Here is a 13,162-nt window from a genome sequence, read left to right as displayed (position 1 = left end):
CATAAGTCAGCCGCCAAAACCAGGACACCCCGCCGAATGTCCCGGGCGTCATAGCCCGCATTGCTGTAAGGGACCTGGTTTGCGGAACCCATCAGGGCCAGCGGTTGAAACCGCGCGAACAGGCCGGACACATGACTGCTTCTGACAATTGCACAAATCAGATCAAAAATGTCTTGCTATGCAGGAGCCATCCACACAGGACATTCGCTGCGACGCCGAAATCTGATGCTGGGTGAATTTACACACTGCCGGACAAAGCCGAACTTCGATGCAGCAGCCTCAATGACCGCTCTCGTGAAATAGGCATCAACAAAACTGTTTTCTGTGAGTGCCAAAAACGGTCGTTTTCACCGGTGACTGAAACGGTTGAGTTTTGGCATGATTGGTGGGTACACCTTGAACTGACTTTCGACACAAACCACATCTCTCCTATGGAACTCATTGCCACAATATTTGCTGCTGTGTCTGCGATTGCAGCAGCAGTCGCGGCTTTTTTCATGTTCAAACAGACGAAACTTGCAACAGAAGAAAGCAGGCGCGAGGCCAAAGAACGAGCTGAATTACAACAGAGGGAAAATCGCCTCCTAGCCGTGAACAATCGGATTCTCATCAACCAGATGTGGAACGACTTTAATCGGTCAGTGGTTGAAGGCGACGAGGGTATGAGAACCCTCATGGGAACAAAGAACTTTCAAGACCTTGATCCTGCTATGGTTAGGCGTGTCTATTTGATGTTCTCGACAATAAACGTTGTCGAAGTGGGATGGAGATTGATGCAGGCAGAGGCCTTACCTGCGGAGCAAGCGCAGGACCTCTTAGAAGATCAAGCTACTTTGATGCGCAACGATCCAGAAGCGGCTGAGCATGCTCTTACATCAAGAGGATACTCACGGGACTTTCTCGAAGCGCTCTGGCCGAGGGTCTTTCCTGATAAGCCTCTTCCTGCTCGCAAATAACGAGTAACGACTTAACATATGAGTTCAGATAGGAAATCTAACCCTGGCGAAGGCAGCAATTACAGCCTTGGTTCTTTGATTGCGCGGGTTCCAGGCGGCGTACTTGGTGGTATCGGGCTGGTCGGCCTCCTAAGCGGAGTCATTGATCTTCACGTACAGGTGCAGAAAGTTGTTGGGGCTTATCAAATGGCATCCAGACCAATATGGGAGCACTCTATTGGACTACTTTTGGAGAACTTCGGTCTTAGACTGCCTGATCTAGTTAAAGACTATCTGACGATGGGCGCAATCGTGTCGTTGTCAGAGTTCTTTGCAATATCAGGAATGCTCTGGAAATCGACATGGCGAAGTAACTTCCGTGAGCGGTTGGTCAGCCTCATTCGTGTGATATTTTTGGACATGCACATGCAGCCAATTGTGTCTTTCCTCTTTTGGCCGTTCACCATAATCAGAACTTTCACTGCATCGTTAGAGAACACCAGCACAGTTGACTTCCACGAAATGATGATGAGTCCTTTGCGAAGTCGTAAACGAGGACGAGTTTTCTATAGGACGATGCGGCATTACGGTGCTAAATATTTTTTCGGATTCCTTGTCTGGGGGCTTATAATTGTCATGATCAGTTATGGTTTGCTGATCTTTCAAGACGCAGGCACACCATCAAACTGACAAAGTGGCAAAAACCTCTAGCCAAAACCTACACGTCAAAAATGGTAGTTTTTGTCATGAGTCGCCTAGCCACCAAGGCCGTTGAAAATTCTTGTGACACAAACCCTTGGCAGCACCTACTTTGATTTTGTCATGTTTTTGGCCACGGCCTGCGATAGCTGACATTCGTTCAATGTGCAGCATCCTGCACATTGGGCTCGCAGCCAACCTCGGATGCGGCGCAGCATCCGCCTTGACCCAAGCCAGCGGTTCGGAAAGGGCGGCCCAAAGCTGCCCTTCGCCCTACCGTCAAAATTCTGCGGTCGCAGCCCACATTGCTGCCATTCGCCGCGTGCGCAAAATCACGGTACGGTCGAATTCACGCTGTGCCGGACAAAGCAGCCGTTGAAGCAGAGTCGAACGGGGCCTATACGAAGTTCATGAATTTTTTGGCGATCTCAGGCAGCACCCGAAAGTTATCGACAAACACGGCGATGCTGCGCGCCCTGTCGAACATCGCACACCCGATGCACTCGATACATGTATTCGAGCGTATCGGGGATTTGCCGGTGTTCTCTCCTGATTTGGAGATGGCCCCGCTGCCCGAAACCGTTCAGAGCTTCGCGGGAATGATCCACCAAAGCGATGGGCTGATTATTTCAAGCCCCGAATATGTAAGGGCAATTCCCGGGGGATTGAAGAACGCCATAGATTGGCTGGTGTCGCGTGACGAGATCATCGACAAGCCAATCGCACTCATGCATGCCTCCCATCGCGGCGACGATATGCTCGCCCAGCTCCGCATCGTTCTGACGACGGTCAGCTCGCGGTTCTCGGATGAGCTGTTCCTCCGTTTCGATCTCATGAAGAAGTCCCCTGCCGAGATTGAGGCATATTTGGCGCACTCTGAAAACCGTTTGGCAGCCGCAGACTTCATGTCACGGTTCGCTGCATATTGCGGCCAATAAGGGCTCGTTGCTGCCTTGCGGTAGCGCGGAAATGAATAGGCCTAAATGAACGCCGGAATGTCAGCTTTCTCAGATGGCACCACGAGATCTCGCACCCGCCGAGAAGGTCCGCAAACCGCCCGATCGCGTTGAAGACCCGGAGCAGTGCTGCGCCCTGGACTAAGGCCCACAAAAAAAGGATGTGCCGAGCATTTTGATATTGACAGCCGGTGTGCATGAAATCCGGCTTCTGTGCATTCTTATGCCTCATTGGCAGCAGGATGCCCGCTAACTCCGGCCTGGCGGTGATGATGTGTGAAATTGCTACCATTGGAGATCACTCCTTTTCCAGTGAACTCCTCCCTCTGAGGCAAAGGGTATGCCCAGCCGGCAGCGCGGGCTAGGTTTTTCGCCGCTTGGTTGCGGCGAACGTGGCGCGGTGCTGTGACTTTACTCATGTTTTTCTCCCGGTGCACAATTTCAGTACAGGAAATAACGCTGGGCCATTGGCAGTTCCGCGGCTGGACGGCAGGTCAGCAGCTCGCCGTCCGCCCGCACCTCATAGGTTTCCGGGTGGACTTCCATCTGCGGGGTCGCGGTATTGAGCTTGAGTGCGGATTTGCCGATGCCGCGGGTGTTTTTCACTGCCACGGTCTGCTTGGCCAGGCCGAGGCTGCTGCGGATGCCCGCAGCTTGTGCCGCCCCCGACACGAAGGTGACAGCGCTATGTTCGACCGAGCGGCCATAGGCGCCCCACATCGGCCGGGAATAGACCGGCTGCGGCGTCGGGATCGAGGCATTGGGATCCCCCATCTGAGCGCAGACGACGGTGCCGCCCATCAGCACCATTTCCGGCTTCACGCCGAAAAACGCCGGGTTCCACAGTACCAGATCGGCGCGTTTGCCCGCTTCGATGGAACCAAGCTCGTGACTGATCCCATGCGCGATGGCCGGGTTGATGGTGTACTTCGCCACGTATCGGCGGACGCGGAAGTTGTCGTTCCCGCCGCTCTCCTCCAGCAGGCGCCCGCGCTGGTTCTTCATCTTGTCTGCGGTCTGCCAGGTACGGATGATTACCTCGCCGACCCGGCCCATGGCCTGGCTGTCCGAAGCGATGATCGAGAACGCCCCCATGTCATGCAGGATATCCTCCGCCGCGATGGTCTCGCGCCGGATGCGGCYTTCGGCAAAGGCCACGTCTTCGGGGATCGACTTGTCCAGATGGTGGCAGACCATCAGCATGTCGAGGTGTTCCTCGACCGTGTTGACGGTAAAGGGACGCGTGGGGTTGGTGGAGGACGGCAGCACAAACTCCTCGCCGCAGATCTTGATGATGTCCGGGGCATGGCCGCCGCCGGCGCCTTCGGTATGAAAGGCGTGGATGGTGCGGCCCTCTATGGCCTTCACGGTGTGTTCGACAAAGCCGGATTCATTGAGCGTGTCGGTGTGGATCATCACCTGCACATCCATCGCATCGGCAACGCCGAGGCAGCAGTCGATCGCGGCGGGCGTGGTGCCCCAGTCCTCGTGCAGCTTCAGCGCGCAGGCGCCGGCGTTTATCTGTTCCTCCAGTGCCGCCGGAAGCGAAGCATTGCCCTTGCCCGCAAAGGCAAGGTTCATCGGGAAGGCATCCGCGGCCTGCAGCATGCGGCCGATGTGCCAGGGGCCGGGCGTGCAGGTCGTTGCCAGCGTGCCATGCGCCGGGCCGGTGCCGCCGCCAAGCATGATGGTGATGCCCGAATGCAGCGCATCCTCGATCTGCTGCGGGCAGATGTAATGGATGTGGCTGTCAAAGCCGCCCGCCGTCAGGATGCGCCCCTCACCCGCGATCACCTCGGTGCCTGGGCCGACGATGATACCAACACCCGGCTGGGTGTCCGGGTTGCCCGCCTTGCCGATGGCGGCAATGCGCCCGTCCTTAAGGCCCACGTCGGCTTTGTAGATGCCGGTCCAGTCCAGGATCAGCGCGTTGGTGATGACGGTATCCACGGCTCCCTCGGCGCGGGAAGCCTGGGCCTGCCCCATGCCGTCGCGGATCACCTTGCCGCCGCCGAACTTCACTTCCTCGCCATAGGTGGTGAGGTCGCGCTCCACCTCGATGATCAGATCGGTGTCCGCTAGCCGCAGCCGGTCGCCGGTGGTGGGGCCGTACATGGCCGCATAGTCGCTGCGCGGGATCTGTACCGGCATGTCAGAGTGCTCCCATGACTTTCTGGTTGAAGCCGAATACCCGGCGCCCGCCGAGGATCGGGATCAGCTGCACCTCGCGCCGCTGCCCCGGCTCGAACCGGACGGCGGTGCCCGCAGCAATGTCGAGCCTCCGGCCGCGGGCCGCCGCCCGGTCAAAATCCAGCGCCGGATTGGCCTCTGCAAAATGGTAATGGCTGCCCACCTGGACCGGCCGGTCGCCGGTATTGGCAACCATCAGAGTGGTGGCTTCGGCGCCCGCATTCAGCGTCAAGGTGCCTTCGGCCGGGAACAGCTCGCCCGGGATCACTTCCGCCTCCAGGCCAAAACTGCTCCTGCGGCAAGCGCCGCCAGCCCTGCAAAGCCAAGCCAGAGGCCGACCCCATGCGGATGGACGTGTGCACCCCCATGAGCCAGGGCGGGCCCAGCCGCAAGGGTGGTAACTGCGACGGTAACGGGTAGTAGCTGCATCGTGCTTTCTCCTGTCTTGGGGCGGTCCGGGGCGGCAGGGACCGGGCGGGGGTTCAGCGGATAGGCTGGTGAACGGTCACCAGCTTGGTGCCATCGGGAAATGTGGCCTCGACCTGCACTTCTCGGATCATTTCGGGCACCCCTTCCATGCATTGATCCCGGCTGACCACCTGGGCGCCGGCCTCCATCATCTCAGCCACCGTGCGGCCGTCGCGGGCGCCCTCGGCCACCGCGTCCGAAATCAGCGCAATCGCTTCCGGGTGGTTCAGCTTGACGCCGCGGGCCAGCCGCTTGCGGGCGACTTCGGCAGCCATGGCGATAAGCAGCTTGTCCTTTTCGCGCGGGGTCAGGTTCATCCGCTCCTCCTTCTTCAAAGCATCCATGTGCGCGGCAGCCCCGCGGGCAGCAGCCGCTCCAGCACCGGAACAAGGCATTGGCGCAGGGCAAAACCGTCCCGGGCAAGCAGGCGGAGCACCAGAAGATCCGGCCCAAGCAAGGAGGCGCCTCCGGCCTCCGGCAGCATCCGGCGCAGCGGATCAAGCTGCACTTCGGCCGCCGGTGCCACCAGCACAAGAGTGGCCATGGCGCCGGCGCCGCCCCCAACTGCGCGCCGCTGCAGCATAGCGGCGGCATCGCCGGCAAGCGCCGTGGCATCTAGGTAGATAGGACTGCCGCCGCGCCGGATTTCGATCCGGTCGCGGACCGCTGCATGCGTAAGTGTTTCGCCCATTGCAGCGCGGCCGAAGACAAACGGTTCAACCAGCAGAAACCGCGCACCAGGTTCCAGCTCCGCAATCAGGCGGCGGTGCAAGGCGCAGCCGTTGAAAAGAATGGTTTCCTGCGGCAGCCAGTTCAGCCTGGCGCCGGCCTTGGCGCATAGCCGGGTTTCCACCCTGGCGGTCTGGCCCGGCAGCGCCCGGTAGATGCGTTCCGCCGCCTGGGTGGTAACCGTCAAGCCGGCCTCCGCATGGGCGGTGGCTGCAAGCCGGAAATCGTCCCCGCCGGTGATGCCGCCAGCGGTATTCACCGCAACCGCCTCGACATCCGGTCGGCCCTGCGGAAACAGCAGCTTAAGCGCTCCGGATTGATGCAGCGTCTTCAGCCTCGAACAGCCGTCCCGCACATGCACGGAAACCTCTGCTCTGGCGATCGCGCGGGGCAAGGCTTGGCTTTTGCTTATGACTGACGGTGCGGTGATGTTCGGCTCCCGGGAAGTTTGCAGCTTCATTGGGCCGGGTGCTTTGAGGCTTTTCCAGTTGCCAGCTAGGATCTTTGTGCAGGACTGGCAGACTCGCCTGAAAATTGGCTGGCTGCATCAAGATGTGCCTACCATTTGGGCGCTAGAGAGACTGCGCTGACTGGCCTGCTGTAGCAGCCCTATGAAACACCAAATTTGTACGAATACAGGGCAAATCGAAGTGAACGGCGGTTTTTGCGTTGGATGCTGATCGAACCGGGACACACGCCGGGGGTCTGCTCAACACGCCAGTCCTGCCTTTACCAGGTCAGCCTATGTGAATTTGGCTTTGAACGAGTGACTTGGCCGGGCAAACCAATGCCCGGCCACGCCCCATTGGACTTCTTTTCCGCTGCACAGGATGGAAGGAGGTATCCGGCGCAACCTTTGTGTGAAACTACCATGCTGCGCTGCGGAACCCGTCGTGAAGGGTTATTTTGCCGCGACCGATGGAATTTATCTGTTCGTCGAAGTTTAAATAGTTATTCGGTTCAAGTGCCGAATAGTTGGGCGTTGTAGCTATGCCTTGCTGTTGAACTTGACCTGACACCGGTCCGCAACGTGAATCTGTGCCCTCAGCAGAACTGGACACCGACGCCTGAGCTACCCGCCAATGCGCAGGGACCGGCCCGGGGATACCCGACCAGCAGCATGCGGATCAGCAACTCAGGATCGACTGATGGACGACCATTAAGGATAAAAAAGTCCGTCCAGTGGCCTCGGATGCCGCTCACATCGAAAAACATGGTGTGATTGCGGCGGCCGCTCTCCGGGGGCGAACGAGGTCCGGTATGTTGGCTTCATGGATATATGCCGCGAGGAGAACGACCTTGGAACATTATGCTGGATTGGACGTATCGCTAAAAGAAATTTCGATCTGTGTCGTGGATGGGGATGGCAGGGTCATCGCGCGCGGCGCTTGCCCTGCTGACCCCGAAGGCGTGGCGGGCTGGTCTTGCAACCGTTCGCTGACACCGCACCGGGTCGTGCATGAGAGTGGTCAGCTCTCGATTTGGCTGCAGCGTGGCCTGACACGGATGGGACTGCGAGCGATCTGTATCGACGCCCGCAAGGCACATAAGAGCCTCTCGGCGCGGCCCAACAAGTCGGATGCCTCAGACGCGGAAGGGCTGGCGCAACTGGCGCGCACCGGCTGGTTCACGCCGGTTTATATCCGCAGTGAAGATGCCGACCGTTTGCGCAAAGATTTGGAGGGGCACATCCGCGGTACCCTGAAAACCTTTGGCATCCGCATGACCGGTGTCGGTCAGGGCCGCCAGAGGCAGACGTTCCGTGACCAGCTCGCAGTTGCAGGTGAAACCGATCCGATGCTGCGTGCCATAGCCGATGGTTTCATTGCAACCCACGCAACACTGTGCCAGGCGGCCGCCGATCTCGACAGTGCCGTGAAGAGACTGGCGCACGACAACCCAGTGGCTCGCCGCCTGATGACGATCCCGGGTGTCGGCCCGGTCGTGTCGCTGAACTTCATCGCTCTGATCGACGATCCGGGCAGGTTCCGCAAAGCATCGGATGTCGGCGCGTTCCTGGGGCTGACCCCGAAGCGGCACCAATCGGGCGAGATAGACTGGACCGGCCGCGTGTCGAAATGCGGTGACCGTGCGATGAGGCGCCTGCTGTTCGAAGCCGCCTCAAGCGTGATCCACCGGGTTCAGCGTTTCTCGGCACTGAAATCATGGGCGGTGCGGCTGGCCGCTTGACGCGGGTTTCGCAAGGCCGCAGTGGCCACCGCCCGCAAACTCGCCGTGCTGATACTGACTCTGTGGAAGAGCGAAACCGATTACAATTGGACAAAGGAGGCGACCACCTGATCTGAGTTCCTGCCCCTGAGTCTCCTCGCCGGACGGCAAGGAGCCAGGTCCCGACGGGACGGAGGTTGATCGATCTCGCGTTGAAGGTTGGGCGCGTGGGCCACAAGGCACCGCGTATCCCGCGAAAAACATTGGAGACGGTCTGCCAACGGATGCTATCATGAGGCGCACTACCCGCGACCTCGCAGAGAACCATGACCCCGAACGGACTACCGCTCACCCGATTGACAAAACCGCAATCAGAGAACGATCAATGGATCGTAGCGGGTGGTCTTGAGGCACATGATCCTAAAGCGAGAACTTATTAACAGTGACGCCTTTGCTTCCTTCCATGGTCCCATCATCGCCAATCTTCCCGCCTTCTAAGAGAATGGGATCAGCGCTTTACCACACGATAGAGTATGAGTTTTTCAACAAGATAAGCCGAGAGTGCCAGATACTGCGGAGCGGATGAGTGGCAGCGTTGGCGAATGGGCTTACTGCCCAGCTGCGGCGATCTTGCCGTTTGAATTTTCAGGACTGCTCCGAAACTGCCGCACCAGAAAATCGATGAATGCGCGGGTCTTCGGCGCGAGGTTGCGCCTGTCAGCAAACATTACGACAATTTCGGTGCTTGACGGCGCGTATTCCGGCATGACTTGAACCAGCTCGCCAGACATGAATTTCTGTTCTGCCATGTAGCTGGGCAGCCTTGCGATACCCAAGCCAGCGAGTGCAGCGCGAAAGACGACGTCTGTGCTGTTTCCTTCAAAGTTCCCTGACGCTTCGAAGCTTTGTTCGTTGATTGGTTCCACGCGGTGCCAGGAATTGCGTCCGCTGGCGCCAGAGACCCTAAGGCAATTGTGCTCGGCCAAGTCTGTAAAATCTGCCGGGGTTCCATAACGTTCAAGGTACGCGGGGGCTGCACATAAGACCCGGCGGCTCCGCATGATGCGGCGGACCATGGTATCGGGGCTCTTGCGCTGTTCGGCGAAGCAGATGGCGGCGTCAAACCCCTCCGCCTGCAAATCGACGTCCCGATCAGTCAGGTCCAGCAATACTTGGACCTCCTTGTTTTCTTCCAGGAATTTCGGCAGTGCGGGGATCAGTTGCGATTTCCCGAAAGCCACCGTCGACGCGACACGGAGCTTGCCGCGCGGGGTGCCATCGAAGTTCAGGATAAGGTCCTCGGCCTCTTTGAACTTGTCGGCCATCGCTTTGCACTTTTCGTAGAGGTCCTGGCCTTCCTGTGTTGGTGAAACACCAGTCCGGGTCCGGTTGAGCAGCCGGTAATGAACGTGATCCTCAAGCAACCCGATCTGTTTGCTGACCGCTGACGGTGTCTGCCCCATCGACCGTGCCGCAGCGGAGATGCTTCCCTGCTCGACCACTTTGGCGAAAATCAGCATTTGCGCAGAGATGTCCATGTCAAATCTACCGCCTGTTCCTCTTTGGCACGGGTCCTATGCCAATTTGAGACATTGTGAGCGCCAACAAAGACGCCTACCTCTGCAGTGCAGCATAAATACTGCACTGCAGCAATAAACGAGGTATCATCATGGCAATTACACGCTCGAAAAGTGGGCTGGAGGTCGTATCGGATGCCGCCCGCACAATCATTCATCAAAACCGGGATAAATTGCGAAGCGCGATTGCCCGGCGCAAAATCTATCGCACAACGTGCCACGAACTCTCGGTGCTGAGCGACCGCGATCTCGCAGATTTGGGGATTGCGCGCAGCAGCATTCGAAGACTGGCGCTGGAGGCAGCCTATGGCCATTAGCACGCAACCGGCCGGATCCGTGAGCCGCCCCGCCAGCGCTTATTCGGGCGCTCTGCCCACGTATCTTCCCGGGGTTGGGTCGAAAGCTTTGATAACGGCGAGATCCGTTGTGAGAACGCTTCAAACAGCCCGGATGATTTCGGTTCTCGCCGGGATGAGTGACCAGCAGCTTACCGGGATTGGCATCTCGCGGTCCAACATTCCGCGGTACGCAGAACGACTGATTTCGGATGAGTAGCAAGGCACGGCAAGGTCGTTCTTAGCAAAAGCACCCGGCCAGGAGTTTCCTCGCCGGAACACATCAGAATTGCTGGTTCTCGCTCCTCCCAGAGTCAGCCAGCATGAGCAGCGGCGGAAAAAACACCAACAGGGAGCGCCAATGCTACGGGCCAGCATCTTCACCTCCTCCCGAAGATGCTGGCTCAAAAAGTACTTGCAGCTAGGGCGGCAACCGTAACCGTCCAGGTCAAGGATCCAAAAACCGGCGAAATCTCTGAACGGGAGGTGCAACGGCGCACCTGGGTTGCGGAAGACATCGAACGTGCGGAGGCAAAGAGCCCGAAACCCGCTGAAGCCGCGGTCAAAATGAACGAGCCCCTGCTTGCGGATCAGGTGCCAGTCGCACCGGTTGGCCCTGCAGCCCAGAAGTCAAACCTGGAGGCCAGTGGAATGCCGGACAAGGATCGAGAACAGCAGCCTGCCGCCGATCGCCTGGAAGACCGTATACGCCACTTCGAACCTGGCGACGAACAGGTGAAAGGGGCCGCCAGCATCGTTGCAAAAACAGATGCTGCACTGCGCCACGCCGGGGTGCCGGAAGAAGACCGGGAAAGGGCCCTGTCCAATTTGGCGGGCAACCTTGCTGAAAGCCTGCGGGCCGGGAAGACCTTCGACGTGCAAAAACTTCCCAATGTCACCAGAGAACAGGAAGCCGAAGCGGAGAAACTGGCCAAGGCTGAGCAGCAGAAGACCGCTGAGGTGCGGCAGGCAAAGGTTCAGCAGCTAGGCCAGGGTGAACTAGAGGAACGGCAACGTGAAGAGGCCCGCGGACGACACCGGTGATGCTGTTACAATCACCCAGAGATGTCACTTGCTGCGTTCAGCTGGTATGGCAACAAGCACGCCTTCAGGTGTGCGGCCGCCTCAAACCGGCAAGGACTGTATAGGCTGCCCGGTGACGCTTTCAGCCGGCGCGTCACGCTTCGCTCCGAGGTCGGCCGCACCTCTGGGTGATAGCGGGTTCCAGGGGGAAAGTCTTGCCGGCCTGATCCTCGGTCATCAAAAATTGTTCTCTACTGACCGGTCTTTGTATTGCCTCTCAGCGCGCAAGATTGCTTGCGTCTATCGGGCAAATTTGCGCCTAAGCTTGAATCTTGCGCCTATTAAGGTGATTTAGGAAAACGCCTTTGTGGTCCCGGACCACACGCCGGATGCCGGGCATACCCGTTACAGAGGTCGTAGAATACGTCCGCCCGGAGAGATAGGAGGCTCGGCTGTCAGCCGATTTGCGCAACAGAGTCGCACCACGCCAGAACTGTTTCGACGCTCTTGCACAATTAATTTGCAGCACATGCCTGTTTTACGGGCAATGAGCTGTTCTGAGACAAAAAAGTCCGATATCCGTCCGTTGTGGCGCAGTCTGGTGGAGCTGCCAGAGACTGTCAACTGGTTGCAATACTTGCATTCTTTGACAGACTGGTGGCATGGGACAGTATTTTGATGAGATGTATCGCGAAGACGGGTCACTGCGCGGCCCTTACCAGGAAGTCGGCCGCTGGTTCGGCAAGGAAGACGCGGCCCGATTGCGGGCAAAACAGCGCGAAGCGGAAGAAGTTTTCCGCCTGACCGGTATAACATTCAACGTGTACGGCAAGGCCGACGCCGAAGAAAGGCTGATACCTTTCGACATTATCCCCAGGATTATTTCCCACCGTGGGTGGCAGAAGCTGTCGCGCGGCATCGAACAGCGCGTCCGCGCGATCAATGCCTTCCTCCACGATATCTACCACCGCCAGGAAATCGTGCGCGCGGGCCGTGTGCCTGCCGAAATGATTGCCGGGAACGAAGCCTTCCTGCCGCAGATGCTGGGGGTCTCGCCGCCCGGGCAGGTCTACACCCATATCGTCGGAATTGATCTGGTGCGGACTGGGCCCGATGATTTCTACGTTTTGGAAGACAATGCCCGCACGCCCTCAGGGGTCAGCTACATGCTGGAAAACCGCGAAACCATGCTGAAGATGTTTCCGGAGCTGTTCAGCTCCACACGGGTGCAGCGCGTATCGGACTACCCCGCCGACCTGCGGCGGTCGCTGGCGGCCTGTGCGCCGGCAGCGGCGAATGGAGACCCGACGGTGGCGGTGCTGACACCCGGCATCTACAACTCGGCCTATTACGAACATGCTTTCCTGGCCGACCAGATGGGTGTCGAACTGGTGGAGGGCCACGATCTCCGGGTGAAGGGCGGCCGCGTCTGCATGCGGACGACGCAAGGCTACAAGCCGATCGATGTTCTGTACCGCCGGGTGGATGACGAATACCTTGATCCGCTGAACTTCAACCCGGACAGCGCCTTGGGCGTGCCCGGGATCATGGACGTCTACCGGGCGGGCGGCATCACCATTGCCAACGCACCGGGCACCGGCATTGCGGACGACAAGGCGATCTACTCCTACATGCCCGATATCGTCGAGTTTTACACCGGCGAGAAGGCGATCCTGAAAAACGTGCCGACCTGGCGCTGTGCCGACCCGGACTCGCTGGCCCATGTGCTGGACAATCTTTCGGATCTGGTGGTGAAAGAGGTCCACGGTTCCGGCGGCTACGGCATGCTGATCGGGCCTGCCGCCAGCAAGCGGGAGCTGGCCGCCTTCCGTGCCAAGCTGCTTGCCAACCCGGGAAACTACATCGCGCAGCCAACCCTGTCGCTGTCCACGGTACCCATCTTCTCCCGTTCAGGGCTCGCTCCGCGCCATGTGGATCTGCGCCCCTTCGTCCTTGTCTCGCCGGACGGAATCAAGATCACCCCAGGCGGCCTCACGCGGGTTGCGCTGAAAAAGGGCTCGCTGGTGGTGAACTCGAGCCAGGGCGGCGGAACCAAGGACACATGGGTGCTGGAGGACTAA

The 13,162-nt window shown here is 58.9% G+C and carries 12 protein-coding genes; 7 read left to right on the top strand and 5 right to left on the bottom strand.

Translation table 11 applies throughout. The annotated features are described in order from the left end of the window. The first annotated feature begins 431 nt into the window (after window positions 1-431). The 3 genes from A9D60_RS17830 (at window position 432) to A9D60_RS17820 (ending at window position 2,572) form a co-directional block, all read left to right on the top strand. Window positions 432-956, top strand: a complete 525-nt coding sequence (locus A9D60_RS17830) for a hypothetical protein (protein ID WP_175392980.1) — start codon at window positions 432-434, stop codon at window positions 954-956. Window positions 957-974: 18 nt separating this feature from the next. Further along, window positions 975-1,625 (top strand): hypothetical protein, encoded by a 651-nt coding sequence (locus A9D60_RS17825; protein ID WP_141117965.1) that lies wholly within the window; start codon window positions 975-977, stop codon window positions 1,623-1,625. 419 nt (window positions 1,626-2,044) lie between these two features. Beyond that, complete coding sequence (locus tag A9D60_RS17820) at window positions 2,045-2,572, top strand: NADPH-dependent FMN reductase (protein ID WP_065268834.1); 528 nt, start codon at window positions 2,045-2,047, stop codon at window positions 2,570-2,572. 459 nt (window positions 2,573-3,031) lie between these two features. Here A9D60_RS17820 and ureC read toward each other — a convergent pair whose 3' ends face one another. From ureC to A9D60_RS17795, 4 genes are all read right to left on the bottom strand, one after another. Continuing rightward, window positions 3,032-4,741 (bottom strand): urease subunit alpha, encoded by a 1,710-nt coding sequence (ureC, locus tag A9D60_RS17810; RefSeq protein ID WP_065268828.1) that lies wholly within the window; start codon window positions 4,739-4,741, stop codon window positions 3,032-3,034. Window position 4,742: 1 nt separating this feature from the next. After that, window positions 4,743-5,048 (bottom strand): urease subunit beta, encoded by a 306-nt coding sequence (locus A9D60_RS17805; protein ID WP_065268827.1) that lies wholly within the window; start codon window positions 5,046-5,048, stop codon window positions 4,743-4,745. A 214-nt stretch (window positions 5,049-5,262) separates the two neighbouring features. Continuing rightward, window positions 5,263-5,565 (bottom strand): urease subunit gamma, encoded by a 303-nt coding sequence (locus tag A9D60_RS17800; protein WP_065268826.1) that lies wholly within the window; start codon window positions 5,563-5,565, stop codon window positions 5,263-5,265. Between the two features lie 14 nt (window positions 5,566-5,579). After that, window positions 5,580-6,437, bottom strand: a complete 858-nt coding sequence (locus A9D60_RS17795) for an urease accessory protein UreD (RefSeq protein ID WP_083194252.1) — start codon at window positions 6,435-6,437, stop codon at window positions 5,580-5,582. Window positions 6,438-7,276: 839 nt separating this feature from the next. On the opposite strand from A9D60_RS17795, the gene A9D60_RS17790 reads away from it, so the two are divergent. Next, window positions 7,277-8,167, top strand: a complete 891-nt coding sequence (locus A9D60_RS17790) for an IS110 family transposase (protein WP_254656729.1) — start codon at window positions 7,277-7,279, stop codon at window positions 8,165-8,167. A gap of 587 nt (window positions 8,168-8,754) precedes the next feature. On the opposite strand, the gene A9D60_RS17785 is transcribed toward A9D60_RS17790, so the two are convergent. Next, window positions 8,755-9,684 carry a LysR family transcriptional regulator gene (locus tag A9D60_RS17785; protein ID WP_065268825.1) on the bottom strand — a complete coding sequence of 310 codons (930 nt, stop codon included), beginning with the start codon at window positions 9,682-9,684 and terminating at the stop codon, window positions 8,755-8,757. A 131-nt stretch (window positions 9,685-9,815) separates the two neighbouring features. Here A9D60_RS17785 and A9D60_RS25600 point away from each other — a divergent pair, with 131 nt between their 5' ends. The 3 genes from A9D60_RS25600 (at window position 9,816) to A9D60_RS17770 (ending at window position 13,162) form a co-directional block, all read left to right on the top strand. Next, window positions 9,816-10,040, top strand: coding sequence for a DUF1127 domain-containing protein (locus tag A9D60_RS25600; protein ID WP_083194251.1), 225 nt, complete (start codon window positions 9,816-9,818; stop codon window positions 10,038-10,040). A 669-nt stretch (window positions 10,041-10,709) separates the two neighbouring features. Further along, the gene (locus A9D60_RS26185) at window positions 10,710-11,102 is read left to right on the top strand and encodes a hypothetical protein (RefSeq protein ID WP_141117964.1); all 393 of its coding nucleotides are present in this window, start codon (window positions 10,710-10,712) and stop codon (window positions 11,100-11,102) included. Window positions 11,103-11,743: 641 nt separating this feature from the next. Then, window positions 11,744-13,162 carry a circularly permuted type 2 ATP-grasp protein gene (locus A9D60_RS17770; RefSeq protein WP_065268822.1) on the top strand — a complete coding sequence of 473 codons (1,419 nt, stop codon included), beginning with the start codon at window positions 11,744-11,746 and terminating at the stop codon, window positions 13,160-13,162.

The organism is Leisingera sp. JC1 (assembly GCF_001679925.1).
Classification (GTDB): domain Bacteria; phylum Pseudomonadota; class Alphaproteobacteria; order Rhodobacterales; family Rhodobacteraceae; genus Leisingera.
Note: the sequence above shows the minus strand (reverse complement) of the source record. Positions and strands in the feature narration are given on the sequence as shown.